We start from the raw sequence: 26,259 nt of genomic DNA on the forward strand, positions 1-26,259 counted from the left end.
GCTTGCCATGCTACGCCTGCTCTCCTGCCAACACGCCACCTTGCTCATCGAGCAGCGCGCCGACGCGCCCCTGGCTCCGCGCGACCGGCGTAGCTTGTGGCTGCACCTGCACTACTGCCCCTATTGCCACCGCTACGCCCGCCAAACCGTGCTGCTGGTGCAGCTAGCCCAGGCGCGGGCCGCGGGGGCCCCAGGTGCACTGCCTGGCCTGCCCGAAGCCGCCCGGCAGCGCATCCGGCAGCAGCTGGCAGGGGCCGGCCTCGATGCCCTGTGACGGCAACGGCCGGTGAATTACAATAGTAATTTACGCTGGTTCAATTAAATAAATCCGATATTCGCCGGGCCACTAGTTTCCACCCCTGGGGGCCCCAACGGATGCGGCTTACCGTTTTTTTACTCGTACTGCTCGCGGGGCTAGGGGCCCCCAGGGCGCGCGCCCAGGTGTTGAAGCCCGGCTTCGACAAGGCCGAATACCTGGAGATGATTCGGCTGCATTGCCGGCAGGGCGGCACCGATTCGATGTGGTGGGCGGGCATCCCGAAGCCCCAGCGGTTTGCCCTGGCCTACCGCTCGCCCACCAGCCCGCTCGACAACCGCTGGGACCTGTGGGCCCACCCGGGGCCCCAGCCGCAGGCCGTCATCAGCCTGCGCGGCACCACTGGCAAGGCCGAGAGCTGGCTGGCTAATATGTACGCGGCCATGCTACCGGCGGTGGGTGAATTGCAGCTTGGCGGAGGGCGCAAATTCGTGTACCACCTGGCCGACAACCCCCAGGCGGCCGTGCACGCGGGCTGGCTGCTGAGCCTGGCCTTTATGGCCGACGGCATCGTGCACACCGTGGACTCGTGCTACCGGCACGGCACCCGCGACTTTATCATCATGGGCCACAGCCAGGGCGGCGGCGTGGCGTTTTTGCTCACCTCGTACCTGCGCAACTTGCAGCAGCAAGGCCGGCTGCCGGCCGACCTGCGCCTCAAAACCTATTGCAGCGCCGGCCCCAAGCCCGGCAACTTGTACTACGCCTACGACTACGAGCGCGCCACCTACGGCGGCTGGGCCGTGAACGTGGTGAACCCCGCCGACTGGGTGCCCGAGGTGCCCCTCACCACGCAGACCGTTGGCGACTTCAACCCCGTCAACCCGTTCGTGGGCGTGTCCGAAATCATCAAAAAACAGAAGTTTCCGAAGAACTTGCTGGCCCGCCACGCCTACCGCCAGCTCGACGGGCCGGCGCGCCGGAGCCAGCGACGCTACCAGCGCTACCTGGGCGGCTACGTGGGCAAGGCCATCGCAAAAGCGGTACCCGGCTACCGGGGCCCTGCCTTCTACCCCAGCAGCAACTACATGCGCGCCGGCAATACCGTGGCTTTGCCCGCCGACGCCGCCTACTACGCCAAATACCCCAACGACCCGAGGCAACTCTTTCGGCACCACTTGTTTCAGCCGTACTATTACCTGGCGGAACGCCTGCCGTAGCCTGCCTTTTTCTTCCTCATCCCACCCCCGCCCCGCATGGATCAGCGCATCATCAACCTGTTCGACGAGTACACCCACGCCCCGCTTTCGCGCAAGGACTTCCTGGAGCGGCTGGCCAAGCTGGCCGGCGGCACCGCCCTGGCCCTGGCGGCCCTCGCCGTGCTGGAGCCCGGCTACGCCCAAGCCGCCACCGTGAGCACCTCGGCCGACGACCTGGTGCTGGAAGACGTGACTTGGCCCGGCGACGGGGGCCCTGTGCAGGGCTACCTGGCCCGCCCCAAGGGCAAGAAAAAACGCGGGGCCGTGGTGGTCATCCACGAAAACCGGGGCCTCACGCCCCACATCAAGGACGTGACGCGGCGCGTGGCGCAGGCCGGCTACCTGGCCCTGGGCGTCGATGCCCTCTCGCCCCTCGGTGGCACGCCCGCCGATGAGGACAAGGGCCGCACGCTCATCGGCCAGCTCGACCCTGCCAAGAACCTGAACAACTACCTCGCTGCCCTTGCCTACCTCCGCGCCCGGCCCGACAGCAACGGCCGCACCGGTTGCGTGGGCTTCTGCTGGGGCGGGGGCCTCAGCAACCAGCTGGCAGTGCACGACCCCAAGCTAAATGCCGCCGTGGCCTACTACGGCGCGCAGCCCAAGGCCGAAGACGTGCCCCAGATCAAGGCCGCCCTCATGCTGCACTACGCCGGCCTCGACGAGCGCATCGACGCCGGCATTCCCGCCTACGAAGCCGCCCTCAAGGCCAACCACACGCCCTACGAGCTGTTCGTGTACCCCAACGTGAACCACGCTTTCAACAACGACACTTCCCCCGCCCGCTACAACGCCGAGGCCGCCCAGCTGGCTTGGGCGCGCACCCTGAAGCTGTTCAAGGACAAGCTGGCGTAGGGCCCCGGGGGCCCCGGGCCGGATTATTTTTGCCGCTCACTACACCATTTTGGGCCCAGCCGAGTTAGGGCGAGCGGTATGAAGACACTCCGAATGACAACGAATGGCTGGGCCGGGGCCCTGCCCTGGCTCCTTTTGCTGACGGGCCTGGCGGGCCTACTGCTCGGCGGCCGGGCCTACGCCCAGGGGCCCCCGGCGGTGCTGCGCAAAGACTTGAAGCAGGATTTTGGGGCCCGGGGCGACGGCAAAACCAACGACCAGGCCGCTTTCACCCGGGCCGCCGACTTCTTCAATAAACGGGCCCAGACGCCGGCCGGCGCGGGGGCAGCCGTGCTCACCATCCCGAAGGGCGTGTACCTGGTGGGCCAGCAGGATGCCGCCGGCAACACGCCCGACGTGCTGCGGCTGGTGGGCTGCCGCAACCTCACCGTGGCGGGGGCCGACAGCGCCACCACCGAAATTCGCTACGCCGCCGGCCTACGCTACGGGGCCTTCGACCCCAAAACCCGGCGGCCCTACGAGGCCCCCACCGGCATGTTTACCGACCCCGCCTACGCGGCCCGGGGCGGCACCTGCGTGGTTTTGCAAGGCTGCGACAACGTGGTGGTGAGCGGCTTACGCCTCAACGGCAACAGCACTAAATTGGTACTTGGCGGGCACTGGGGCGACACTGGCATCCAGCTGCCCGCCGACGGCATCTTCGTCAGCGACTCGCGCCGCGTGTCGCTGCGGCGGCTGGCGCTGCACCACTTCGGGCGCGACGGCATCCAGGTGCTCAACCACTTGGCCAAAAGCCTCGACGATCCGCAGCGCGAGGCTATCTTGCTCGAGAACCTGACCTGCACTTACAACGGCCGCCAGGGCCTCTCCGTCACGGGCGTGAGCGGGCTGCGGGCCGTCAATTGCAGCTTCAGCCACACCGGGCGGGCGGTGGTGGCGGCCACGGGCAAGGCCCTGTCGTCCAGCCCCAGCGCGGGCGTCGACTTGGAGCCCGAAGGCGGCGTCGTGGCCAACGTGCGCTTCGAGAATTGCCGCTTCGTGAACAACGCCGGCGTGGGCCTCGTGGCCGACCGCGGCAACGACAGCCAGCCCAACGCTACCAAAAACGTGGTGGTGGCTGGCAGCCTGATCTGGGGCCCCACCAACTGGTCAGCCTGGGTCACACAGCCAGGGTTCCTGTTCACCGACTGCCGCCTCTACGGCGCGTTCGTGCACGGCTGCAAGGCCACCACGGCGGCCGAGGCCACGCGCTTTGTGCGCTGCACTTTCGAAGACCGCCCCTACCACGGGCAGCCGGCCTACGGCTCGTTCACGATGCACTCCGACGCCCACGCCCGGTACATGAGCTTTACCGATTGCCGCTTCGTGGGCACCCACAGCTACCTCGCCTGGGCCATCGTGGCCAAGCCCGACACCGCCAGTTTCTTTCACTTCCGCGGCAACACCTTTCTCTACGATTACGCACAGCTGCCCCAGGGCTCCTACAACAACTTGCAGGGCACCGTTTTCACGGGTACAACGGTTTTTCGCGACGGACCTCACCGCACGGCCCTGGGCCGCACCAACGCCACAATGGGCAACGGCGGGGCTCCGCAGTCGACGGTAGTTAGGGCCCCCGGCAGCCTCCAGCTGCTGGCCAGCAACTGCGTATACGGCGTGATAACGGGGCTTGACATCGGCCGGCAGCCGGCGCGGGCCCGCGATTCGGCCAGCGTGGTGGTGGGCCCCAACAACGCCCTGGTGATGAACGAGCCGATTTGGCAACCCTCAGAGCTGTACATCGGCCCCACTTCACGCCTGATCGTTAAGAAAGGCGGCTCGCTGGCGCTGCTGCGGCACGCCAAGCTGGTGGTAGCCGGCCAGCTGATTGTGGAAGACGGGGCCTATTTTTTCCTCGACCCGCAGGCCGAAATGGTCACCACCGGTCGGGGCCGGGTACGCATGGGGCCCCAGGCCATCAAGGCCCGCCACCCAACGCTCAATTAACCAGGCGGTTCACACCAGCAAGCTCAAAAAATCCTGCTGCCCGTTCAGGTACTCAAATCCAAAACCTTCCTCCGTCATGCGGGCCTTAATGCCCTCCACATCGTGCGGGCTTTTGACCTCGACGCCGATGAAAACGGGGCCTTTTTCCTTGTTGTTCTTCTTGATGTACTGAAACTGAATGATGTCCTCGCCCTCAGCCAGCACGTTGTTTACGAAGCGGCGCAGGGCCCCTGGCGCCTGGTTGAAGCGCACCATGAAGTAATGCTTGAGGCCCTGGTGGCGCTGGGCGCGCTCCTTGATGTCCTCCATGCGGGTGATGTCGTTGTTGGAGCCGCTCACGATGCAGACCACCGTTTTGCCCCGAATCTGGTCGGCGTAGGCGTGCAGGGCCGAGATGGCGAGCGTGCCCGCCGGCTCCAGCACCATGCCTTCCTCGTTGTACATTTTGAGGAGGTCTTCGCACACCTGGCCCTCGGGCACGAGGTGCACCTCATCGAGTAGCGCCTGGCAAATCTCGAAGTTGAGCTCGCCGGGGCATTTCACGGCCGCACCGTCCACGAAGGTGTCGAGGTGGGGTAGGGCCTGGCGCTGCCCGGCGCGCAGGGCGTCGTGCATGCTGGGGGCCCCAAGGGGCTGCACTCCAATGAGTTTGGTGTGTGGGCTCAGCTGCCGAAACACGCTCGACAAGCCCGAGGCCAGCCCGCCGCCCCCAATGGGCATGAAGCAAAAGTCGATGGGTTCTTTGGCGGCTTTCAGGATCTCAAGCCCCACCGTGGCCTGCCCCTCCACAATGGCTAGGTCATCAAACGGATGCACAAACGTGCTGCCGCGCTCGTCGCAAAACGCCTGCGCCGCCTGGTAGCAGTCGTCGAAGGTGCGGCCCGTGAGGTGCACCGTTACCATGTCCTTGCCGAAAAGGCGCACTTTGTCCACCTTCTGCGCGGGCGTCTGGGCAGGCATAAAAATGTCGCCCTGCAAGCCCAGCAGCTGGCAGGCGTAGGCCACGCCCTGGGCGTGGTTGCCGGCGCTGGCGCACACTATCTGGCGGCCCGGCACGGTAAGCGGCAGCGTCGAAATCTTGTTGTAAGCCCCTCGGATTTTGTAGGAGCGCACCACCTGCAAGTCCTCCCGCTTGAGCAGAATGGTGGCGTCGTAGCTGCGCGAAAGCCCCAGATTCAGCATCAGGGGCGTTTTGGTAATCACGCCTTTTAGGCGGCGGGCGGCGGCTTCGACGTTTTCCAGGGTGACGGCGGTGGCCGCCGGGGCTAGCAGGTCGGGCATGGGGGTAGGGCTGGCCAAGGCCAGTAATAATGAGATAAAAAAGAACGTCATGCAGAGCGCAGCGAAGCATCTCGCTCGCTTCTTCGGGGTAGTAAATCCTAACGATTGGGTTTACTGCCGCGAGCGAGATGCTTCGCTGCGCTCTGCATGACGTTGTAGGTCAGTGCAAAAGCAGCTTACGCCTCCACGCTGGCGCTGCTGCGTGAGCGCAGCTCGCGCACTTGTGCGCCGGTGGCCCACAGTTCCGATTCGCGCACTTCTTTCAGCTCGGCTTCCAGCTCCTGGCGGTAGTTGGGGGTACTGCCGCGCTCAATGGTGCGGCGGGCTTCCTCGCCGCTGGCCACGCTGTCGTACAGGTCGTTGAGCACGGGCAGGGTCGCGTCGCGGAACTTACCTTTCCAATCGAGGGCCCCGCGCTGGGCAGTTACTGAGCAGTTGGCAAACATCCAGTCCATGCCGTTTTCGCCCACTAGGGGCACGAGGCTCTGGGTCAGCTCCTCCACGGTTTCGTTGAACGCCTCGGAGGGCGAGTGGCCGCGCTGGCGCAGCACCTGGTACTGGGCCTCGATGATGCCGGCCAGGGCCCCCATCAGCACGCCACGCTCGCCGGTGAGGTCCGAATACACTTCCTTCTTGAAATCAGTCTCGAACAAGTAGCCCGAGCCCACACCAATGCCCATGGCAATGGCCTTTTCCCAGGCTTTGCCAGTAGCATCTTGGAACACCGCGAACGACGAGTTCAACCCGCCGCCGGCCACGAACAAGCGACGCAGGCTGGTGCCGCTGCCCTTGGGAGCCACCAAAATCACGTCGATATCCTTGGCCGGGATGATGTTGGTCTGCTCATTAAACGTGATGCCGAAGCCGTGCGAGAAGTACAGCGTTTTGCCCGGCGTGAGGTACTTCTGGAGCGTCGGCCACAGCGCAATTTGCCCTGCATCGCTCAGCAGGTTGCAGATAATGGTGCCCTTGTCAGCAGCTTCCTCGATGCTGAACAGCGACTCGCCCGGCACCCAGCCATCCTTGATGGCACGCTCCCACGAGGGCGTGCCTTCGCGCTGGCCCACAATGACATGGAAGCCGTTGTCGCGCATGTTCAGCGCCTGGCCGGGGCCCTGCACGCCGTAGCCGATAACGGCAATGGTGTCGTCTTTGAGGAAGTCGAGCGCCTTTTGCAGCGGAAATTCGTCGCGGGTGATTACGGTTTCGGGTACGCCGCCAAAGTTGATGGTTGCCATTGGTTGGGAGGTGTAGCGCGGACTTTTAGTCCGCGAGTTGAGTGAAAAAAGGTGTCTTATTAAATCGTTTTGGGCCGCGGACTGAAAGTCCGCGCTACATGGTAAAGACCTGCTCGCGGTCGTTCAAAAACTCATTCTCTGCCACGTCTTCGCTCGGCTCGCGACGCTCAAACTCCTTGAGCTTGTGGTGAAAACCGTCGCTGGCCTTAATGATGGCAATGCGCGCCGAGCGCACAAACTCAATCAGCCCATAAGGCTGCAAAGCCTTAATCAGGTTATCCGTTTCCTCGCGGTGGCCGGTGGTTTCAAACACCGTGTAGTCCTTGCGAATGACCACGGCGCGGGCCCCGTTTTCGCGCAGCAGGCGCTCCACGAGCACCTTTTCGGCAATCACGTCGGTAGGCACTTTATAGAGCGCCATTTCCTGCCAAATCACGTCGGCGTTGGTGTTGTAGTACACTTTGAGCACCTCCACCTGCTTCTCGATTTGCTTGGCGAGCTTTTCCACCACCTCCTCCGTTTCCACAATCACGATGTTGAAGCGGTGGATGCCCTCAATCTCTGAGGGCGACACGTTGAGGCTCTCGATGTTGATTTTGCGGCGCGAAAAGATGATGGCAATGCGGTTCAGCAGGCCCACCTGGTTTTCAGTGTACGCGGTGATGTTGTATTCCTGGCGGTCGGCGGGTTCGGGACTCATGGTACTTATTATCTGTTTTAGAACGTCAGTTCCTGGGTTGTCATGCTGAGCGCAGCGAAGTCGAAGCATCTCTACCGCCTCGTTGAACGGTGCGGAGGAAGCGGCCAAGATGCTTCGGCTGCGCTCAGCATGACGACCTTATTTGCTAGTTGCCAATTAATTAGCGCAGCCGTATTTCCGCCACGCTACACCCCTGCGGCACCATCGGGAAGATATTATTCTCCTTGGTCACCATCACTTCGAGCAGGAAGGAACCCGGATGCGCCAGCATCTTTTCCAAGGCCGGGCGTAGCGCGTCACGCGCATCCACGCGCTGGCCGGCGATGCGGTAGCCGGCCGCTACGGCCACAAAATCAGGACTTTGGATATCCACAAATGAGTAGCGGCGCTGGTGAAATAGCTCCTGCCACTGCCGCACCATGCCCAAAAACTGGTTGTTGAGAATGATGATTTTCACATCCACGCCCGTCTGCATGATGGTGCCCAGCTCCTGAATCGTCATCTGCACGCCGCCGTCGCCAATGACGGCTACCACCGGCCGATGCGGGGCCCCAAACTTGGCCCCGATGGCCGCCGGCAGCGCAAAGCCCATGGTGCCCAGCCCGCCGCTCGTGACGTGGCTGCGCGACTGGTTTTGCAGCGCGTAGCGGCAGGCTACCATCTGGTGCTGCCCCACGTCAGACACGATAACGGCCTCGCCGCCAGTTATTTCATTGAGCTGCTGAATGACTTCACCCATCGTCAATTCCTCCGACGTCGGAAACAACTCCTCCCGGATTACGGCGTCCACTTCCTGCGCCATGTGGTCATTGAAGCGGGCCAGCCAGGCGGCGTGCTCCTTGCGCTCGACCAGCGCCGTAAGCAGGGGCAGGGTTTCCTTGCAGTCGCCCCACACCGGCACGGTGGTTTTCACGTTCTTATCAATCTCCGTGGGGTCGATGTCGAGGTGCACGACCTGCGCCTGTTTGGCGTACTTATCCAGCCGGCCGGTCACGCGGTCGTCGAAGCGCATGCCAATGGCAATCAGCACGTCGCACTCGTTGGTGAGCACGTTGGGGCCGTAGTTGCCGTGCATGCCCAGCATCCCCACGTTCAGCGGGTGGGCGGTGGCCAGGGCCCCTACCCCCAGGATGGTCCAGGCCGCCGGAATGCCCGATTTCTCCACAAACGCCTGAAACTCGCGCTCGGCCTGGCCCAGCACCACGCCCTGCCCCCAGAGGATAAACGGCCTTTTGGCCCCGTTAATCAGCGCCGCCGCCTGCTCGATGTACTCGTTCCGCACCACCGGCGCGGGCCGGTAGCTGCGGATGTGCGTGCACGGCTCGTAGGCCGGCGCGTCGAAAGTCTGCATCTGCGCGTTCTTGGTGATATCCACCAGCACGGGGCCCGGTCGGCCGCTGCGCGCGATGTAGAAGGCCTTGGCCAGCGCCTCGGGTATCTCTTCGGCCCTGGTTACCTGATAGTTCCACTTCGTAACGGGCGTCGTGATGTTGATGATGTCCGTTTCCTGAAACGCATCGGTGCCCAGCAAATGCGCAAACACCTGCCCTGTAATGCAGACCAGCGGTGTGCTGTCAATCAGCGCGTCGGCCAGCCCTGTTACAAGGTTGGTGGCGCCCGGCCCGCTTGTAGCCAGCGCCACGCCCACCCGTCCCGAGCTGCGCGCGTAGCCCTGCGCCGCGTGGATGCCGCCCTGCTCGTGCCGCACCAGCACGTGGTTGAGCTGCTCCTTGAAGTCGTAGAGCGCGTCGTAAATCGGGATAATGGCCCCACCGGGGTAGCCAAAAATCGTGTCTACGCCCTCGGCCACCAGCGCTTGCAGCGTGGCTACCGCGCCCGTTATGGACGTGGTGGGGGCGGCGGCCGGGCTAGCGGCGGGCTGGGCTAAGGTCTGCGGTGACATAATCTTCTTCTGCTAAATCAGTTATACAACCGTGGCTGGCGTCGCTCACGGTGCGGATGTACTTGAGCAGCACACCCTGCTTGGCGGGCAGCGGCGGGCGCTGCCAGGCGGCGCGGCGGACGGCCAGCTCGTCTTTGGAAAGCTGCACGTCGATGGTGTTGGCGCTGGCATCCAGAATAATCCAGTCGCCGTCCTGCACCAGCGCGATGCCGCCGCCGTCGAAGGCCTCGGGGCAGACGTGCCCAATCACGAAGCCGTGGGTGCCGCCCGAAAAGCGGCCGTCCGTTATCAGGGCCACTTTATCGCCCAGGCCCGCGCCCATAATGGCCGAGGTCGGCTTAAGCATTTCGGGCATGCCCGGCCCGCCCTTGGGCCCCACGTAGCGAATGACGACCACCTGCCCGGCCTTGATTTTGTGGTCGATAATGCCCTGGTTCAGTTCCTCTTCCGAGTTGAACACTATCGCCGGGCCCTCAAACCGCAGGCCTTCCTTGCCGCTGATTTTGGCCACGCTGCCCTTGGTAGCAAGGTTACCGTACAGCATCTGAATGTGCCCATCGGCCTTGATGGGGTTGCTCAGGGGCCGCAGCAAATCCTGCTCGGCACCTAGGGACGGCACGTTGGCGAGGTTTTCGGCCAGCGTGCGGCCGGTCACGGTCATCAGGTCGCCGTTGAGCAGACCGTAGTTGAGCAGGGTGCGCTGCACGGCGGGCACGCCGCCGATTTTCGATAGGTCTTCCATCAAATACTTGCCGCTGGGCTTGAGGTCGGCCAGCACCGGCACGCGGTTGCTCACGGCCTGGAAGTCCTCCATGGTGAGGTGCACGCCGGCCGCGTGGGCAATGGCGATGAGGTGCAGCACGGCATTAGTCGAGCCGCCGAGCACAGTTATCACCACCATGGCATTCTCAAATGCCTCACGAGTAAGGATATCGCGCGGCTTGAGGTCCAGCTCCAGCAAATTGCGCAGATAGGCACCGGCATCGAGGCACTCCTGCACCTTAGCGGCGCTTTCGGCCGGCAGCGACGACGACGCGGGCACGCTCATGCCCAGAGTTTCGATGGCCGCGGCCATGGTATTGGCCGTGTACATGCCGCCGCAGGCGCCGGGGCCGGGGCAGGCATTGTGAATAATACCTTGGTAATCCTCGTCCGAAATCTGGCCGTTAACTTTCTTACCATAAGCCTCAAAGCACGATACAATGTTGAGCTGTTGGCCTTTAAACTCGCCGCCCTTAATGGTGCCGCCATACACCATCAGCGACGGCCGATTGAGCCGCGCCATGGCGATGAGCGCGCCCGGCATGTTTTTGTCGCAGCCCACCACCGTGGCCAGGGCGTCGTAGTAGTGCGCGCCCGCCATCGCCTCAATCGAGTCGGCGATTATCTCTCTGGATACCAAGGAGAACCGCATGCCTGCGTTGCCATTCGTAATGCCGTCGCTCACGCCGATGGTGTTGAAGCGCAGCCCTACCAAGCCCTGGGCGGCCACGCCGCGCTTCACCTCGTCAGCCAAGCCGTTAAGGTGCATGTTGCAGGTGTTGCCCTCGAAGCCCGTGGAGCAGATGCCCACGAATGGCTTGCGCAAATCCGCATCCGACAAACCCGCGCCGATGAGCATGGCTTGCGAGGCCGGCAAGCTGTCGTCCTGGGTGTAGATGCGGCTGAATTTATTGAGTGCCATGTGTTTCAGTGCGTAGTGCCTTGGTGCAAGCCGCGTTAATTCCAGTTAGTAATGGTGTCTTTCACGGCGGCGAGCACCACGAAATTCAGATTCTTGTACACGCAATCGACTTCTGCAAAGCCAGCTGTTTCCAGCATCTGCAATTGCGCTTCTAGGGTGCCAAAGTCATCCAGTTTGATGCGCTCGAAAGCCCGTTCAATAGCCTCATTAGGTAGGCCCGACGCTTGCACAGTGCGTGCCCAGTGCTGGCGGTTAAAGGCGTCGAAGCCAGTGGTACGCCCCAGCACCTGGTCGGCATTAATGAATAGCCCGCCGGGATTTAGCACGTCGTATATACGCTGATACAGAGTTGCCTTTTCCGCATCTGGCAGGTGGTGAATGGCCAAGCTCGAAACAACCACGTCATAGCGGCCGGGTAAGGGCTGAGTGGCAAAATTCAACTCTTGAAAATTGAAGCCTGGTAGCCCTGCGAACCGCTGCCGAGCTACCGCTAGCATCTCTGGTGCCAGGTCCACGAGCATAAATTCCAACTCAGGCCGCTGCTGGTAGAGGAAGTACGAAAACAGCCCCGTGCCTGCGCCCACATCCAGCACCGTGCGCGCCAGCGGTTGGTTGGCCAGTAGGGCATTGGCCGCGCCATAAAAGTCATCAAAGCACGGAATGAGGTACGGCCGCTGCTGGTCATACTTCGCCGATACCTCGTTGAACTGTTCCTTTATAGCGTTCATAATCAGGTAAATAAATTATGTTGAAATTCCGACAATGTCCTAAAAAAACCTCCCTAGCAGCGGGCTAGGAAGGTTCTCTTATGGGTAAGAAGTACCTGCTAGCCCGCGGGGGTAGGAATAATGACCTCGGAAATGACTAGCAGGAAGGGACGCATGGCGGGTAGTAGCGTGGACTCTGCGAGTCCGCGCGTGGGTTTTTTGGTATCGTTCAACGCGCGGACTCACAAAGTCCACGCTACACTCAGATAATCGTGCTCACGCCCACCGCAATGTTGTGAGCGTTCCACTGCTGCTCGTTCGAGTCCGCAATCCAAAACGCCACGTAGCTACCCACTTGCTCCGTGGTGTAAGGCGCGGTTGGGTTCAGCTCCGGAGTCAAAATATTGTTGGTCAGGGCTTCATCTACCGCTTCGCGCACCAGCTCGGCTTCGGCCGTGAGGCCCAGGTGGTCGAGCAGCATGGCGGCCGAGAGGATGGCGGCCAGCGGGTTGGCAATGCCCTTGCCCTTGGCCTGGGGGTAGGAGCCGTGAATAGGCTCGAATACCGCCACTTCCGCGCCCACCGAAGCCGAGGGCAGCAGCCCCATCGAGCCGGCAATAACCGAAGCCTCGTCCGAAATAATGTCGCCGAACATGTTCTCAGTCAGCACCACGTCGAACTGCCGGGGGTTGGTAATAATCTGCATCGCGGCATTGTCCACGAACAGGTAATCAACCGTTACATCGGGATAGTGCGAGGCAATTTCGCGCACCACTTCGCGCCATAAGCGCGAGGTTTCCAGCACGTTGGCCTTATCAACCAGCGTAAGGTGCTGCCGACGGCCGGCGGCAGCCTGAAATGCCAAGTGCGCGATGCGCTCAATTTCGGGGCGCGAGTAGGTGCAGTTATCATAGGCGGCGCCGTCGGCGGTGCGGCCCTTCTCGCCGAAGTAAATGCCGCCCGTCAGCTCCCGAAAAATCACCATGTCGGTGCCCTCGATGCGGTCCGATTTCAGCGGCGAGTGCTTCAGCAGCGCGTTATATGCCGTCACGGGTCGGATATTGGCAAACAAGCCCAGCTCCTTGCGCATCTTCAACAGGCCCTGCTCGGGGCGCACTTTGGCACTCGGGTCGTTGTCGTACTTGGGGTCGCCGATGGCGCCGAAGAGCACCGCATCGGAGGCGCGGCAAGCGGCCAGCGTTTCGTCGGGCAGCGGGTTGCCGGTGGCGTCGATGGCGCAGGCGCCTACGAGGTGTGAGGTAAATTCAAAGCGGTGGCCGAAGCGTTCGGCTACGGCGTCGAGCACTTTCACGGCCTGCCGACAGACTTCCGGCCCGATGCCATCACCGGGCAGCAAAGCTATTTTCTTGGTTACCATGTCCATGCGCGTTGTTTTTCAAAGGCCTCAATGGCCGATTTTTGATTCACTAAAAAGTCGATGTCGTCGTAGCCGTTAATCAGGCACTCCTTTTTGTAGCCGTCGATGGCGAAGCTGAACGTCTCCCCCCAGGCCGGCACGGCCAGCGTCTGCGAAGGCAAATCGACCACCAATTCCAACTGCGGATTCTCTTCGATAGCGGCCAGCAGACGGGCCAGCACCTCGTCGCTCACCTGCAAGGGTAGCAGGCCGGTATTCAGCGCATTACCCCGAAAAATATCGGCGAAGTAGCTCGAAATAACCGTCCGAAAACCAGCATCATACAATGCCCAGGCGGCGTGCTCGCGGCTGCTGCCGCAACCGAAGTTTTTGCCGGCTACGAGGATGGAACCAGTATAGCGCGCATCGTTCAGCACGAAGTCGGCTTTGGGCGAGCCGTCGGCGTTGTAGCGCCAGTCGCAAAACAGGTTTTCGCCGAAGCCCTCGCGCGTAGTAGCCTTCAGAAACCGGGCCGGGATAATCTGGTCGGTATCAATGTTTTCCAGCGGCAGCGGACGGCCGGTGGTGTGCAGGGTTTGAAATTTTTCCATTAGTTCAAATACTGCGTAATGTCTACGATGCGGCCCTGCACGGCCGTGATGGCGGCCACTAGCGGGCTCGCCAGCAGCGTGCGCGAGCCGGGCCCCTGGCGGCCTTCAAAGTTGCGGTTGGAGGTGGCCACGCAGTACTTGCCGGCCGGAATTTTGTCTTCGTTCATGGCCAGGCAGGCGCTGCAACCGGGCTCGCGCAGCTCGAAGCCAGCGGCGGCAAAAATCTTGTCGATACCCTCGGCAATGGCCTGTTGCTCAACCTGTTTAGAGCCGGGCACGATGAAGGCGGCCACGTGGTCGGCCTTTTGCTTGCCTTGCACGTATGCTGCCACGGCGCGCAAGTCTTCGATGCGCGCATTAGTGCAGCTGCCAATGAACACGTAGTCAATCTGCTTGCCGAGCAACGACTCGCCGCGCTCGAAGCCCATGTATTTCAGCGATTTGTCAAAACTCTCGGCCTCACTGGCGGGCACCTCGCTCGGCACGTGGCCGGTGAGCGGAATGCCCATGCCAGGGTTAGTGCCGTAGGTAATCATCGGCGTGATGTCGGCCGCCTGGTAGGTGTACTCGGTTTCAAACGTGGCGTCGGCATCCGAATACAACGTTTGCCAGTAAGCTACGGCGTCGTTCCAGGCCGCGCTTTTGGGGGCAAACGGCCGGCCCTCGACGTAGGCAAACGTGGTGGCATCGGGGGCGATGAGGCCGCCACGGGCCCCCATCTCGATGCTCATGTTGCAGATGGTCATGCGGCCTTCCATGCTGAGGCTACGCACCGCGCTGCCCGCGTACTCCACGAAATGGCCGGTGGCGCCACCCGTACCGAGCTGCGAGATAACGTAGAGAATCAAGTCCTTAGCCGTAACACCCGGCCGCAACTCGCCCTCTACCGAAATCCGCATCCGTTTGGGCCGGCTTAGTAGCAGGCACTGTGAGGCCATCACCTGCGCCACCTGGCTGGTGCCGATGCCGAAGGCCACCGCGCCAAACGCGCCGTGGGTGCTGGTGTGGCTGTCGCCGCACACCATAGTCAGGCCCGGCTGGGTTAACCCCAGCTCCGGCCCAATGATGTGCACGATGCCCTGGCGCGGGTGGCCAAGGCCGTATAATTCGATGCCGTATTTCTCGCAGTTCTCAGTCAGCTTCTCCACTTGCAAGCGTGAAAGCGGCTCCTGGATGGGCTGGTCTTGGTGCAGGGTGGGCACGTTGTGGTCAGCCGTAGCCAGAATTTGGCTGGGGCGAAACAGCGGCAGGTTGCGGGCCGCGATTTCATCGAAAGCCTGGGGGCTAGTGACCTCGTGAATCAGGTGGCGGTCGATGTACACCACGTCCAGCCCCTCAATGGAGCGGACGACGTGGGCATCCCAGATTTTATCGAATAAGGTACTAGGCATTACGGTGTTGACTTAGTTAGCGGCCACGAGTTTTTCCTGCTCTACGAGGGCGTGCAGGTCCTCGTCGCCCACTTCGCGCTTGCGGTCGGCGAGCGTGAGGAAGCTGGCGTAGGCGGCGTTGAGGGCCGGGCGCTCGAAGTCGTAGCCCAGCTTTTGGAGGCGGTAGGCCAGGGCGGCGCGGCCCGAGCGGGCAGTGAGCACGATGCTGGAATCGACGACACCCACTTCTTTGGGGTCGATGATTTCGTAGGTTTCGCGGCACTTAATCACGCCGTCTTGGTGGATGCCGCTGCTGTGCGAGAAGGCGTTAGCCCCCACAATGGCCTTGTTGGCTTGCACGGGCATACTCATCAGGTGCGAGACCAGGGCCGAGGTTTCGGCCAGGCGGCGGGTTTGCACGTTGGTGCTGAGGCCGAGGTCGGGGTGCTGGCGCAGGATCATCACCACTTCCTCCAGGGCCGTGTTGCCGGCGCGCTCCCCTACTCCGTTGATGGTGCACTCGATTTGCCGGGCCCCGTTGGTGACGCCGGCGATGGAGTTGGCCGTGGCCAGGCCCAGGTCGTTGTGGCAGTGCGTGGAGAGGATGGCGCGCTCGATGCCGCGCACGTTCTCGTACAGGTACTTAATCTTGGCGCCGTACTCGTGGGGCAGGCAGTAGCCGGTGGTGTCGGGGATGTTAAGCACGGTGGCCCCGGCAGCAATTACGGCCTCGCAAACGCGGGCCAGAAACTCGTTGTCGGTGCGGCCGGCGTCCTCGGCGTAGAACTCGACGTCTTCCACGAAGCTCTTGGAAAGCTTGACAGCGGCCACAGCGCGGGCCAGCACGTCTTCTTGGGTAGTGCGCAGCTTCTGGAAAATGTGCAGGTCGGAGGTGCCGATGCCGGTGTGGATGCGCGGACGCCGGGCCCCACGCAGGGCCTCAGCGGCCACGCGGATGTCGTTTTCAACGGCGCGGGTGAGGCCGCAGACGGTTGCTTCTTTGGTTTGGGCTGCGATGGCGGCCACGGCGGCAAAGTCGCCGGGGCTCGACACGGGGAAGCCGGCCTCAATCACGTCGACGCCCAGGGCTTCGAGCTGGCGGGCGATGACGAGCTTCTCGGCTTGGTTTAGCTTGCAGCCCGGCACCTGTTCGCCGTCGCGGAGCGTGGTATCGAATATTTGGATTTTTTGGACCGACATAGTGTGGCTGCTCCTGCGGGAGCACTATACAAAGTGGATATTGCACTGCAAGTACCGTTGTTAGGCACGCCGCCGAAAATTATTTTCTAGGCGTTGTACTATTTCCAATCGTTCGCTCTTTTGGTTTAATTAATTGTTATTAAAGCGGTTAACCCAACCGTTGCTACAATGCCCAATAAGCCCACCGACCCAGTTTTTCAGCTCATCAAGTCGCTCACACGCTCCGAAAAGCGGCATTTCCGACTGTTTACCGACCGGCCGGGGGCCGGCGAGGGCCTAAAATTCCTCCAACTTTTTGACGCCCTCGACGCGCTGGACGGCTACGACGAGGACCGCATTGTGGCGCAGGTGCCGGCCCTGAAGCGAGCCCAGCTGGCCAACCTTAAGGCCAACCTGTACAAGCAGCTGCTGAGCAGCCTGCGCGTGTACCACGCCGGCCAGAACCCCGATATTCAGCTGCACGAGCAGCTGGACTACGCCCGCGTGCTGTATAACAAGGGCTTTTATCAGCAGAGCCTGCGGATGCTGGAGAAAACCAAGGTAGCTGCCCAGCAAGCCGAGCTGCCGCACGTAGCGCTGCTGGCCATTGATTTTGAGAAGCTTATCGAGTCGCAGTATATCACACGCAGCCTGAAGGACCGGGCCGAAACGCTGGCCACCGAGGCCTTGGACACCGTGACGCACCTGGCCCGGATGCACACGCTGTCCAACGCGGCGTTGCGGCTGTACGGCTTCTACCTCAAGGCGGGGCACGCCCGCAACCAAGCAGACCACGAGCGGATTACGGCGTTTTTTGAAGCCAACATGCCGGCGGCAGTGGGGCCTGACAGCACGTTTTTCGAGAAGCTCTACTTTTACCAGGCCCACGTGTGGTACCACACCCTGAACCAGGATTTTAAGGCCTGCTACCGCTACGCCCAGAAGTGGGTAGATTTGTTTGAGGGGGCCCCACACCTGAAGGATACGCAGGCTATGCTGTATATAAAGGGGCTGCATAACCTGCTGGCTACGCTCTTCAACCTCCAGTACTACAGCAAGTTCATGGCGGTGCTGCAGCAGTTGGAGGACTTTGCGGCCAACCAGACGCGGCGGGCCAGCCCCAACACCGAGGCGCTGCTGTTCCAGTACATCTACACCAACCGCATCAACGCCTACTTCCTGGAGGCGCGCTTTACCGAGGGGCTGGCCATTGTGCCGGAGCTGCTGGAAAACCTGGTGCTGTACCGCTCACAGCTCGATCTGCACCGCACGCTGGTCTTTTACTACAAAATTGCCAGCCTGTACTTCGGCAGCGGGCAGTTCCGCAAGGCCATCGAATACCTGAACCTGATTATCGACCAGAAGGACCTGAGCCTGCGCGAGGATTTGCAGTGCTTTGCGCGCATCCTCAACTTGGTGGCGCACTACGAGGCCGGCGACGACGCCAGCCTGGAGTACCAGGTGCGGTCGGTGTACCACTTCCTAGGCAAGATGGACGACCAGCAGCCGATGCAAGTCGAGATTTTCCGGTTTTTGCGGCGGGTGGGCAATTTTGCGCCCAGCCGGCTCAAGGAGGAGTTTATTAAGCTAAAAGACAAGCTCGTGGCCATCTATGCCAACCCGTACGACCGGCGGCCTTTCCTGTATTTCGACCTGATTTCGTGGCTGGAGAGCAAGATTGCGGGCGTGCCGGTGCAGGACGTGATGCGGCGCAAGTTCGCCAAGCTGCGCTAGGGCCCCGGGCGGCTTTGGCGGGGTTGGGCGGGGTTTTGCGGGGGCCCGTCGAGGGGATGGCGGGGTTGGTCTAGGCGGCGGGAAAAGTGGGCGATGTGGATTCAGGTTTGCAAAGGGTAGGGTACGAACGGCTTGCTCCGGTCTTCGCCAATCGGGCGGATAGCAAGCCCCGCCAATGCTCCCCTTCCCAACCCACCTTTCCCCCTCCCCCACTCCGATGAAAACCTCCTTTTTCTCCGCCTTCGCCGCCATTGCCTTGCTCGCCAGCACCAGCGCTTTTGCCGCCCCCGCTCCCGCCGCTAACCACGACCGCGACGACCGCCGCCCGGCCCAGGGCCCCGGCAACCGCTACGACGACCGCAACAGCAAGGACTTCAACTACGGCTACGACCGCAAGCACCGCGTGACGCCCCAGGAACGCGCCCGCTGGGAAGCTGCCCACCGCAACGACCGTCGTGACGACCACCGCGATGACCACCGGGGCCCCGCCGTGGCCGTGGTAGCGCCCTCGCAGCAAGCCCGCTGGGAAGCCGAGCGCCGCAACAACTACGGCTACGCCAAGAACCACCGCGTGACCGACCAGGAGCGCGCCCGCTGGGACGCCGCCCACCGCTACGACCACCGTTAAGCTTTGGGGCCCCCGGCCAATCCAACCCGCCGGGGGCCCTATTTTCTCTGTTTCTCCCCCAATTTATTTATAGTTAAAACCACCATGAAAAAGTACATGTTTCCGCTGCTGGCCGCTTTCGCACTCACCATCGGCGCCGCCAGTGCCCAAACCACCCCGCCGGCCGGCGGCCGCCCCTCGCCCGAGCAAATGGCCGCTCGCCAGTCGGAGCGCATGACCCAAGAGCTGGGCCTGAGCGCCGACCAAACCAACAAGGTGCAGCAGATTATGGCCGCCCGCGACCAGGAAATGCAGGCCATGCGCGGCCAAATGCAGGGCGGCACCGCCACCCGCGAGCAAATGCGCGACCAGATGATGGCCGGCCGCACCAAGTACGATGCCCAGTTCAAGACCGTGCTCACGCCCGACCAGTACACCAAGTACACTGCCATGCAGGCCGAACGGATGCAGCGCGGCCGCGGCGGCCGCGGCATGGGGCCCCGCCGCGACAGCACCGACACCAAAGGCAAGGTGAAAATCAAAAAAGACAAGCTGAAGGTGAAAGCCGAGTAGCTTTTAGCCAACCATTGCCACTAAAAAAAGCGTCCCTGCTACGTAGCAGGGGCGCTTTTTTGCAGCTATTTAGCAACGTCTTAAGCCGCGGCGGGCTGCGCGGGGCCCGACGATTCGGCTTGGTCACGGGTTTCGGGCATCATCACCCAAAAGAAGGCCAGGCCCACGGCCGCGATGGCAGCCAGGGTGAGGAAGGTGAAGTTGTCGCCGCGGCTTTTGGCCAGGTAGCCGGCCACCGAGTTGCTGAGGAAGGCGCCCAGGCCCTGGGCCGTGGCAATGGCGCCCTGCGCGGCGTTGAAGCGGCCGGTGCCCTTGGTGAGGTCGGCGATGATGAGCACGCCCACCACCCCAAAAATGCCCGCCCCCAGGCCGTCCATGCACTGCACGGCGATGAGCGCGGCCGGCGCGTGGCTCACGGTGTAGAGTATGCCGCGGGCCGTCAGAGCCCCAAACGCAAAGAGAAACAGCGGCTTGCGGCCCAGCTTGCCGGCCAGCTTGCCGCTCGCGGCGGCCACCACCATGAACACCAACTGCGAGGCCAGCATGTAGCCCGAGGTGTAGAGCACCGCTTGCTTGGCACCCACGCCCCGGGCCAGCAGCTGCGTGACGAGGGGCACCATGGCGGCGTTGGCGAAGTGAAAGATGACCGCCGACACCAGAAAAATCAGTACGGGCTTCTGCGTCAGCAAGTCGCGGAAGCCGGCCAGCACATCCTGCACGCCGTCCCACACGCTACCCTTGGGGGCCCCGGCGGCTGCTTGGGCATCGTCGTTTTTAGCGTCCGCGCCGGCACCTTTTGGGTCGGCGCCGCGGGCCAGGTCGAAGTCGATGTCGTCGTTGTTGATGCGCAGCACGCACAGCACGGCACCCGCGCACAGGGCCCCCACGAGGTAAAACATCCAGCGCAGGTTGAAGTAGTAGCCCACCGCGCCCAGGGCCAGAGCGGCAAACATGTTGCCGGCCGCGTTGAAGGCCTGGTTGGTGCCCTGCGTCTGGTCGAAGCGCTGGCGACCAACGAGGCCCAGGGCAATGGCGGCCAGGCACGGCGGAAACACCGCGCCCGCCACGCCAATCAGCGCCTGCCCGCCCATCACCACGGGCCGGGTGGTGAAAAAAGCGGTGGCCAGCACGGCCATGGCAATCAGCGCAATACCGATCAGCAGCAAGTTGCGCTTCTGGCGCAGGCGGTCGATGAGGGCCCCGGCGGGGGTTTGGGCCAGCACCTGGGCGATGTTGCCCGCGGCCAGGGCCGAGCCGATTTGGGCGGGGCCCCAGCCCGCGCTCGATTGCAGAAACAGCGCCATGTAGGGCCCCATGCCGTTTTGCACGTCGGCAATGAAGAAGTTGAGCACCCGCAGCGCCCGGATGCTGCCGCCCTTGGGGTCGTCGGCGAGGTCGGGCGCGGCGTTTTCGGCGGGAGCTGTCTCAGCGGCGGCGGGGGCCGCCAGATTTTCGGGGGGAGGCATAGGGGTGGGCCAGCGGGTTGGGTGGGAAGCCAGGGGCTTGAGATTGACGAATTGCCCGTGCATACGGCCGTGCTTTAACTACGGCTGATGGCGTGCAGCAAAAGGCCATTCCGCCGCCGAAAAGCACGCAGAATGGCCCGTTGCGAAGAAAAAAGATGGCGCCACCGGCGGCAGCGCCGAAGCTTAGCGCACCAGGAACGACTCGCCGGCCACCGTCAGCAGTTCGAGCTGCAGGGGCGCGGGGGCCCCGGGGGAACGCACCTCGCCGGGGCGGTCGGCGCGGCGCACGGCGCTGGCCTGCACGGCCGTGCCTACCACCAAGTAATCAGCCAATTGCTGGCCCAGGTGCGGCGGGAAGCGCAGTTCAGCGGCTTCGCCTTCGAGGCGCACGGCGCGCAGGTGGCCTTTGGGGTCGAGCAGCAGCTCAGTTACCAGGCCGTGCAGTGACACGGCATCGGCGGGGGCCCCGGCGGGCTGGGGGCGCAGGGTGCGGCCATCGGCATCGAGGCTGGCCAGGTGCAGGTGCTCGTCGCCCTTGGGCGTGGTGTGCGGGAAGGCCAGCACCTGCACCGCTTGGCCGGGCTGCGCAGCAGCGTGCAGCGCCTCGCCGAAGTGGGGTGGGAATTTCACGGCGCGGGGGCCCTCGGCGGTGGCCAGCTCGAAGCGGTCGTACACGCCGTCGGGGTTGGCCCCGTAGGTGCCTACGGTGCCGGCATAGGTGTGCAGCGGGTGCAGCTTCGGCTTGGGTTTTTCGGCCTTGGGGTCGGGCTTTTTGGACTTGTCGTCCTGCCCGGGCTTTTTGGGCTTGTCGTGGCCAGGCTTGGCGGGGCCCTCGGCGTTGGCGGCGGGCTTGGCGGGTTTTATAGCGGGGTTTTGGATTTCAGTAGACATAAAAAAAGGAGGTTTGCAACGCAGTAAAAACTTACTGTGCTGCAAACCTCCGCTGGGCAGGTAAGCCCGGCCTTAAGCCCGAATTAATTTATCCTTAGAAGCATGTGCGTTGGCTGAAAAGGCGCCTTTACTGGGCCCGGGGCGGCGTGGGGGCCGGCATGGGCTTGCGGGGCAGCTTCTGGTCGCGCATGGCGGTGTTGTACACAAACGAAGCCACCACCACCGAGGCCTGCTTGAGGTCGTCGGCCACGAGGCGGTCGTAGGTGTCCTGGTTGGAGTGGTGGGTGCGGGCGAAGTAGTCGAGGCCGTCCTGGATGAACTGGAAGCCGGGCAGGCCCACGGCGTCGAAGGCCACGTGGTCGGTGCTGCCGGTGTTGCGCAGCGTCACGGTGGTGGCGCCCATGTCGGCAAACGGCGCGAGCCAAGTGGTGAAGATGGGCTTCACGGCCTCGTTGCCCTGGGCATAAATGCCGCGGATTTTGCCGGCCCCGTTGTCGAGGTTGAAGTAGCCGGCCAGCTTCTCGTGGTCGGGCTTGAGCTGCATGGTGGCGGGGTCGGCAAAGTGGTTCTTCACGTAGTTGCGCGAGCCGTGCAGGCCCTCCTCCTCCTCGCCCCACAGGGCAATGCGGATGGTGCGGCGCGGCTTCAGGCCACTGGCCTTGAGAATGCGGACGGCCTCCATCATCACGGCGCAGCCGGCGGCGTTGTCGGTGGCGCCGGTGGCCGAATGCCACGAATCAAGGTGGCCGCCGAGCATTACCACTTCGCTTTTCAGCTTGCGGTCGGTGCCCGGGATTTCGGCCACCACGTTGTAGCCCTTCAGGTCCTGGGTTTGGAAGCGGGTTTTGGTTTCCATCTCCACTTCCACCGGAATGCCGGCCTCGGCGAGGCGGATGAGGCGGAGCTGATCTTCGCTCGACATTTCCAGCTCGGGCAGCACAGGCTTGGCGTCGGCGGCGTAGGGGGCCCCGTTGGTGGTGAACACGGTGCCGTCGGTGCCGCGGCCGGGGCTGAGTACGGCGGCGGCGCCCTCGGCAATCAGCATGTCGGCCATTTTAGCACGCAGCTCGCGGGCCGTTTTCAGCGCGGCCATGCGCTCGGCGGTGGCGGGCTCCACGGGGCGGTTGGCGGCCGTGGTGGGGGCCGTGGCGGGGGCGTCGGCCAGCTTCTGGAGGTCTTCGGCGCTGAGGCGCTTGGCGTCGGGCTCGAAGTTGGGCTGGGGCGGGTTGGCCACGGGCAGCAGCACGATTTTGTCGCGCAGCTGGCCTTTGTACTTGGCCAGGTCGGCTTCGGTGGTGGCGCGCACCACCACTACTTGCTTGCGCAGGGCCCCGCCGGGGGTGCTGGGCGTCCAGGCCTTGGGCACGCCGATCATGGCGTGGTAGTAGGGCTTGGTCATGGCCACGTAGCTCTTATCAATGTCCCAGCCGCGGCCGAAGTCGCCCCAGGGCTCCACGGCGGCGTTGGCCAGGCCATACTCGGCCAGCTTTTTCTGCGTCCAGGCGTTGGCGCGGGCCAGGCCCTCGGAGCCGGCCAGGCGCGGGCCGCACACGTCGGTAAGGTAAAAGGCCGTTTCCATCACTTTGGAGCGGTTCATGCCCTCGTCCTTGATCTTGGCCAGGGCGGCGGCGTCGGTTTTTTCGGGCGTTTGGGCCCAGGCGGGCGCAGCGGCCAGGGCCAGGAGGCTGGCCAGCGGCAGCAGTTTGTGCAGCGAAGAAGTAGGCAAAGGGCAGGTTTTAAGGTGAGGGGAAAAAGCCCCTAACGACACCCCCGGCCGGGGCGGGTTGCACGGCCGCCGGGGCCCCGGGCAGCGTATTGCCACCGCCAGACAATTGTTATCAATACATTAAGCTATTGATTACTATGGGTCTATTGCATCGTGGCAGGGCCCCGGCCGCGGGTGGCAAGCAACCCCAGCGCATAAAATGCGTCTTAGCCCGGATAACTTTTGCTGACCAAACGGGTTGTGTCCCCCTATGAGTATTGTAACCAACGCGGTGCGCGTACAAGGCCAGCTATTTGCCCTGCTCGCGTGCCTTTTGTGGCCAGGGCTGGTGGGGGCCCAAACGGCCACTACGCCCCCCCCGCCCGCTCCCGCAGGGCCCCTCACCCTGCCCGAGTGCCTGCACTACGCCCTGGTGAACCAGCCGCTGGTGCGCCAGGCCCGCCTCGACGAGGTGAGCAACGAGGCCGATATCCGCATCTCGCTTTCGGGCTGGCTGCCCCAGGTGGGGGCCACGGGCACGGCGCAGCACTACTTCGGGCTGCCTTTCACCGTGTTTCCTGACCCCACCACGGGCATCAGCACCCCGCGCCAGCTGGGCGTGAAAAACGTGACGACGCTGGGCCTCTCGGGCACCCAGGTTATTTATAACAACGACGTGAACCTGGCCGCCCGCAGCGCCCGCTTCACGCGGCTGGCCGCCGGCCAGAACACCGTGAACACGACCATCAGCACGGTGTCGGACGTGAGCAAGGCGTTCTACACGGTGCTGCTCTCGCAGCGGCAGCTCGATGTGTACCGGGAGGACATCTTGCGCTTGCAGCGCAACCTGCGCGACGCCAAAGCCCGCTACGACGCCGGCATTGTGGATAAGACGGACTACTTGCAGGCCGAAATTTCGCTGAACAACTCGCTGGCCGGCCGCAAGCAGGCCCAGGAGGCCATCAAGGCCAACACCGCCAACCTGCAGCAGCTGATGGGCATTTCGGCCGAGCGGCCCTTGCAGCTGCAGTACGACACGCTCAGCCTGGAGCGCGACGCGGTGGTGGACACGCTGGAGCCGCTGGACCCCGCCCGCCGCATCGAGTACCAGCAGGTGCTCACCCAGAAGTCGTTGCAGGGCCTCACCATCGACTACTACCGGCTGGGCTTCCTGCCCTCGCTCTCGGCTTTTGGCAACTACAACTCGGTGTACCAGGCCAATAACGTGAGCGACCAGTACAACATGCGCTTCCCCAACTCCTACGCTGGCGTGCAGCTGGGCCTGCCTTTATTCACGGGCTTCCGCCGCACCCAAAACCTGCGCAAGGCCCGCATCCAGGACCAGCGCATCGATCAGGACGTGCTCTACGCCCGCAACCAGATCAGCTCGGAGTACGCGGCGGCCTTGGCCAACTACAAGGGCTACTTCAACGACTACCTGGTGGGCAAGCGCAACCTGGAGCTGTCCAAGGAAGTGTACAAGGTGGTTGACTTGCAGTACCGCGAGGGCATCAAAGCTTACCTCGACCTGCTGGTGGCCCAAACCACGCTGCGCACCTCGCAGCTAAATTATTACAGCGCCCTGTTTCAGGTGCTGAGCTACAAGGTGGAGCTACAGCGCGCGCTGGGGGCCCTGCCCACCAATTATTAATCCCTCCGCTTTCGCTCGATGAACACTAAATACCTGGCCTTGTGCTGCACCTTGGGCCTTGTGGCCGGCGCTGCATGCGGCAAAAAAGACGACGACGCCAAGAAGAACGCCGCCCCGCCGCCCACCCCGGTGAGCGTGGTGGATGCCCGTACTACCGACGCCATTTACTACGACGAGTTTCCCGCCACCGTCGTGGCCCTAAACAGCGTGGAGCTGCGCGCCCAGGTTACGGGCTTCGTCACGGCCCTTCTCTTCAAGGAGGGCGACCTGGTGCCCAAGGGCAAGGCGCTTTACGAAATTGACAAGCGCCAGTACGAATCGGCTTACCAGCAGGCCCTGGCCAACCTGAGCAGCGCCCGCGCCTCGGCCCAAAACGCCACCGTGAACCAGGCCCGCTACCAGCGCCTGCTCCAGCAAGACGCCGTGGCCCGCCAGCTGGCCGAAAACGCCACCACCACCGCCGCTACCGCTGGCAGCCAGGTGGCCGCGGCCCAGGCCGCCGTCAACATTGCCCGCACCAACCTGAGCTTTGCCACCATCACGGCCCCGTTTGCGGGGCGCATCGGCATCTCACAGGTGCGGCTAGGCACGCAGGTGAGCGCGGGCACCACGGTGCTGAATACGATTTCGAGTGAAACCCCGATTGGGGTGGACTTTGTGGTGACGGAAACGGACATCCCCCGCTTCACGGCGTTGCAAAACCGGGCCGGCGGCGCGGGTGATTCTACCATCCGCTTTGTGCTGCCCAACGGCCAGCCCTACGGCCAGCCGGGTAAAATCCGGGCCATCGACCGCGGCGTGAACGCCCAGACCGGCACCATCACGGTGCGGGTGGAGTTTGCCAACCCCGACCGCCGCCTTAAGGACGGCCTGAGCGGCGTTATCAAAGTGCTCAACAAGGAATCGGGCAACCGCCTGGTGATTCCCTACAAAGCCATTGTGGAGCAGATGGGCGAAAACTTCGTGTACGTGGCCGCCGGCGATAGCGCCAAGCAGCGCAAGGTGCAGCTGGGGCCCCGGCTCGTCGACCAGGTAGTAATCCTGAAGGGCATTGCCGCGGGCGACAAAATTGTGACCGAAGGCGTGCAGAAGCTGCGCGACGGTGCCAAAATCAAGGTGAGTGCCCCGGGGGCTGCCGTGGCACCGGCCGGGGGCCCCGCCGGGGCCCCCGCGGCCAAGTAATTTACTTAGCTGTTAGCTGATGGCTGTTGGCTATTGGCTCTACTCGGCTGGCTTTTGTAAAGCC

Annotated in this window: 22 protein-coding genes; 9 read left to right on the top strand and 13 right to left on the bottom strand. The window is 63.2% G+C overall.

What is annotated here, in order from left to right:
* Positions 1-7: 7 nt before the first annotated feature.
* The 4 genes from EAH73_RS23340 to EAH73_RS02870 all read left to right on the top strand — a co-directional run bounded on the left by EAH73_RS23340 (position 8) and on the right by EAH73_RS02870 (position 4,356).
* Positions 8-274: a hypothetical protein gene (locus tag EAH73_RS23340; protein ID WP_193560174.1), complete on the top strand. Its 267-nt coding sequence runs from the start codon at positions 8-10 to the stop codon at positions 272-274.
* A 101-nt stretch (positions 275-375) separates the two neighbouring features.
* On the top strand, positions 376-1,476 hold the full coding sequence (locus tag EAH73_RS02860) for a lipase family protein (protein WP_140464969.1): 1,101 nt from the start codon (positions 376-378) through the stop codon (positions 1,474-1,476).
* A 36-nt stretch (positions 1,477-1,512) separates the two neighbouring features.
* Entirely contained in the window at positions 1,513-2,370 is an 858-nt protein-coding gene (locus EAH73_RS02865; protein WP_140464970.1) for a dienelactone hydrolase family protein, read from the top strand.
* Between the two features lie 78 nt (positions 2,371-2,448).
* Positions 2,449-4,356 (top strand): right-handed parallel beta-helix repeat-containing protein, encoded by a 1,908-nt coding sequence (locus tag EAH73_RS02870; protein ID WP_140464971.1) that lies wholly within the window; start codon positions 2,449-2,451, stop codon positions 4,354-4,356.
* Positions 4,357-4,365: 9 nt separating this feature from the next.
* Here EAH73_RS02870 and ilvA read toward each other — a convergent pair whose 3' ends face one another.
* From ilvA to EAH73_RS02920, 10 genes are all read right to left on the bottom strand, one after another.
* Positions 4,366-5,637 carry a threonine ammonia-lyase IlvA gene (gene ilvA, locus EAH73_RS02875; protein ID WP_140464972.1) on the bottom strand — a complete coding sequence of 424 codons (1,272 nt, stop codon included), beginning with the start codon at positions 5,635-5,637 and terminating at the stop codon, positions 4,366-4,368.
* Between the two features lie 176 nt (positions 5,638-5,813).
* Positions 5,814-6,875, bottom strand: coding sequence for a ketol-acid reductoisomerase (ilvC, locus tag EAH73_RS02880; RefSeq protein ID WP_140464973.1), 1,062 nt, complete (start codon positions 6,873-6,875; stop codon positions 5,814-5,816).
* Positions 6,876-6,969: 94 nt separating this feature from the next.
* Positions 6,970-7,575: an acetolactate synthase small subunit gene (gene ilvN / locus EAH73_RS02885; protein WP_140464974.1), complete on the bottom strand. Its 606-nt coding sequence runs from the start codon at positions 7,573-7,575 to the stop codon at positions 6,970-6,972.
* A 160-nt stretch (positions 7,576-7,735) separates the two neighbouring features.
* The gene (gene ilvB, locus EAH73_RS02890; protein ID WP_140464975.1) at positions 7,736-9,478 is read right to left on the bottom strand and encodes a biosynthetic-type acetolactate synthase large subunit; all 1,743 of its coding nucleotides are present in this window, start codon (positions 9,476-9,478) and stop codon (positions 7,736-7,738) included.
* Positions 9,444-11,162 carry a dihydroxy-acid dehydratase gene (gene ilvD, locus EAH73_RS02895; RefSeq protein WP_140464976.1) on the bottom strand — a complete coding sequence of 573 codons (1,719 nt, stop codon included), beginning with the start codon at positions 11,160-11,162 and terminating at the stop codon, positions 9,444-9,446. The genes ilvB and ilvD overlap by 35 nt, the downstream gene beginning before the upstream one ends.
* A 35-nt stretch (positions 11,163-11,197) precedes the next feature.
* On the bottom strand, positions 11,198-11,890 hold the full coding sequence (locus EAH73_RS02900; protein WP_140464977.1) for a class I SAM-dependent methyltransferase: 693 nt from the start codon (positions 11,888-11,890) through the stop codon (positions 11,198-11,200).
* A 241-nt stretch (positions 11,891-12,131) separates the two neighbouring features.
* Entirely contained in the window at positions 12,132-13,253 is a 1,122-nt protein-coding gene (leuB, locus tag EAH73_RS02905) for a 3-isopropylmalate dehydrogenase (RefSeq protein WP_140464978.1), read from the bottom strand.
* Positions 13,241-13,837: a 3-isopropylmalate dehydratase small subunit gene (gene leuD, locus EAH73_RS02910; RefSeq protein WP_140464979.1), complete on the bottom strand. Its 597-nt coding sequence runs from the start codon at positions 13,835-13,837 to the stop codon at positions 13,241-13,243. The genes leuB and leuD overlap by 13 nt, the downstream gene beginning before the upstream one ends.
* A complete protein-coding gene (gene leuC, locus EAH73_RS02915) occupies positions 13,837-15,228 on the bottom strand; it encodes a 3-isopropylmalate dehydratase large subunit (RefSeq protein ID WP_140464980.1) in 1,392 nt (463 codons plus the stop codon). The genes leuD and leuC overlap by 1 nt, the downstream gene beginning before the upstream one ends.
* Before the next feature lie 12 nt (positions 15,229-15,240).
* On the bottom strand, positions 15,241-16,407 hold the full coding sequence (locus tag EAH73_RS02920; RefSeq protein ID WP_140464981.1) for a 2-isopropylmalate synthase: 1,167 nt from the start codon (positions 16,405-16,407) through the stop codon (positions 15,241-15,243).
* Positions 16,408-16,575: 168 nt separating this feature from the next.
* On the opposite strand from EAH73_RS02920, the gene EAH73_RS02925 reads away from it, so the two are divergent.
* From EAH73_RS02925 to EAH73_RS02935, 3 genes are all read left to right on the top strand, one after another.
* Positions 16,576-18,120, top strand: coding sequence for a hypothetical protein (locus EAH73_RS02925; protein WP_140464982.1), 1,545 nt, complete (start codon positions 16,576-16,578; stop codon positions 18,118-18,120).
* Between the two features lie 217 nt (positions 18,121-18,337).
* The gene (locus EAH73_RS02930) at positions 18,338-18,748 is read left to right on the top strand and encodes a hypothetical protein (RefSeq protein ID WP_140464983.1); all 411 of its coding nucleotides are present in this window, start codon (positions 18,338-18,340) and stop codon (positions 18,746-18,748) included.
* A gap of 84 nt (positions 18,749-18,832) precedes the next feature.
* On the top strand, positions 18,833-19,300 hold the full coding sequence (locus EAH73_RS02935) for a Spy/CpxP family protein refolding chaperone (protein WP_140464984.1): 468 nt from the start codon (positions 18,833-18,835) through the stop codon (positions 19,298-19,300).
* 80 nt (positions 19,301-19,380) lie between these two features.
* On the opposite strand, the gene EAH73_RS02940 is transcribed toward EAH73_RS02935, so the two are convergent.
* The 3 genes from EAH73_RS02940 to EAH73_RS02950 all read right to left on the bottom strand — a co-directional run bounded on the left by EAH73_RS02940 (position 19,381) and on the right by EAH73_RS02950 (position 23,383).
* The gene (locus EAH73_RS02940) at positions 19,381-20,766 is read right to left on the bottom strand and encodes an MFS transporter (protein WP_140464985.1); all 1,386 of its coding nucleotides are present in this window, start codon (positions 20,764-20,766) and stop codon (positions 19,381-19,383) included.
* A 183-nt stretch (positions 20,767-20,949) separates the two neighbouring features.
* On the bottom strand, positions 20,950-21,657 hold the full coding sequence (locus tag EAH73_RS02945) for a hypothetical protein (RefSeq protein ID WP_140464986.1): 708 nt from the start codon (positions 21,655-21,657) through the stop codon (positions 20,950-20,952).
* A gap of 127 nt (positions 21,658-21,784) precedes the next feature.
* Complete coding sequence (locus EAH73_RS02950) at positions 21,785-23,383, bottom strand: M28 family metallopeptidase (protein ID WP_240047115.1); 1,599 nt, start codon at positions 23,381-23,383, stop codon at positions 21,785-21,787.
* Positions 23,384-23,633: 250 nt separating this feature from the next.
* Between EAH73_RS02950 and EAH73_RS02955 the strand changes: the two genes are divergently transcribed.
* Together EAH73_RS02955 and EAH73_RS02960 are read left to right on the top strand one after the other, a co-directional pair.
* Positions 23,634-25,013 carry a TolC family protein gene (locus EAH73_RS02955; RefSeq protein WP_140464987.1) on the top strand — a complete coding sequence of 460 codons (1,380 nt, stop codon included), beginning with the start codon at positions 23,634-23,636 and terminating at the stop codon, positions 25,011-25,013.
* Between the two features lie 18 nt (positions 25,014-25,031).
* The gene (locus tag EAH73_RS02960) at positions 25,032-26,195 is read left to right on the top strand and encodes an efflux RND transporter periplasmic adaptor subunit (RefSeq protein WP_140464988.1); all 1,164 of its coding nucleotides are present in this window, start codon (positions 25,032-25,034) and stop codon (positions 26,193-26,195) included.
* The last annotated feature ends 64 nt before the right edge of the window (positions 26,196-26,259 follow it).

Origin of the sequence: Hymenobacter nivis, from assembly GCF_006439025.1 — a bacterium.
Lineage (GTDB): Bacteria > Bacteroidota > Bacteroidia > Cytophagales > Hymenobacteraceae > Hymenobacter > Hymenobacter nivis_A.

Coding starts and splice junctions, on each gene's coding strand:
- EAH73_RS23340 (WP_193560174.1), top strand. CDS start 8: ATGCTACGCCTGCTCTCCTGCCAACACGCCACCTTGCTCATCGAGCAG.
- EAH73_RS02860 (WP_140464969.1), top strand. CDS start 376: ATGCGGCTTACCGTTTTTTTACTCGTACTGCTCGCGGGGCTAGGGGCC.
- EAH73_RS02865 (WP_140464970.1), top strand. CDS start 1,513: ATGGATCAGCGCATCATCAACCTGTTCGACGAGTACACCCACGCCCCG.
- EAH73_RS02870 (WP_140464971.1), top strand. CDS start 2,449: ATGAAGACACTCCGAATGACAACGAATGGCTGGGCCGGGGCCCTGCCC.
- ilvA (WP_140464972.1), bottom strand. CDS start 5,637: ATGCCCGACCTGCTAGCCCCGGCGGCCACCGCCGTCACCCTGGAAAAC.
- ilvC (WP_140464973.1), bottom strand. CDS start 6,875: ATGGCAACCATCAACTTTGGCGGCGTACCCGAAACCGTAATCACCCGC.
- ilvN (WP_140464974.1), bottom strand. CDS start 7,575: ATGAGTCCCGAACCCGCCGACCGCCAGGAATACAACATCACCGCGTAC.
- ilvB (WP_140464975.1), bottom strand. CDS start 9,478: ATGTCACCGCAGACCTTAGCCCAGCCCGCCGCTAGCCCGGCCGCCGCC.
- ilvD (WP_140464976.1), bottom strand. CDS start 11,162: ATGGCACTCAATAAATTCAGCCGCATCTACACCCAGGACGACAGCTTG.
- EAH73_RS02900 (WP_140464977.1), bottom strand. CDS start 11,890: ATGAACGCTATAAAGGAACAGTTCAACGAGGTATCGGCGAAGTATGAC.
- leuB (WP_140464978.1), bottom strand. CDS start 13,253: ATGGACATGGTAACCAAGAAAATAGCTTTGCTGCCCGGTGATGGCATC.
- leuD (WP_140464979.1), bottom strand. CDS start 13,837: ATGGAAAAATTTCAAACCCTGCACACCACCGGCCGTCCGCTGCCGCTG.
- leuC (WP_140464980.1), bottom strand. CDS start 15,228: ATGCCTAGTACCTTATTCGATAAAATCTGGGATGCCCACGTCGTCCGC.
- EAH73_RS02920 (WP_140464981.1), bottom strand. CDS start 16,407: ATGTCGGTCCAAAAAATCCAAATATTCGATACCACGCTCCGCGACGGC.
- EAH73_RS02925 (WP_140464982.1), top strand. CDS start 16,576: ATGCCCAATAAGCCCACCGACCCAGTTTTTCAGCTCATCAAGTCGCTC.
- EAH73_RS02930 (WP_140464983.1), top strand. CDS start 18,338: ATGAAAACCTCCTTTTTCTCCGCCTTCGCCGCCATTGCCTTGCTCGCC.
- EAH73_RS02935 (WP_140464984.1), top strand. CDS start 18,833: ATGAAAAAGTACATGTTTCCGCTGCTGGCCGCTTTCGCACTCACCATC.
- EAH73_RS02940 (WP_140464985.1), bottom strand. CDS start 20,766: ATGCCTCCCCCCGAAAATCTGGCGGCCCCCGCCGCCGCTGAGACAGCT.
- EAH73_RS02945 (WP_140464986.1), bottom strand. CDS start 21,657: ATGTCTACTGAAATCCAAAACCCCGCTATAAAACCCGCCAAGCCCGCC.
- EAH73_RS02955 (WP_140464987.1), top strand. CDS start 23,634: ATGAGTATTGTAACCAACGCGGTGCGCGTACAAGGCCAGCTATTTGCC.
- EAH73_RS02960 (WP_140464988.1), top strand. CDS start 25,032: ATGAACACTAAATACCTGGCCTTGTGCTGCACCTTGGGCCTTGTGGCC.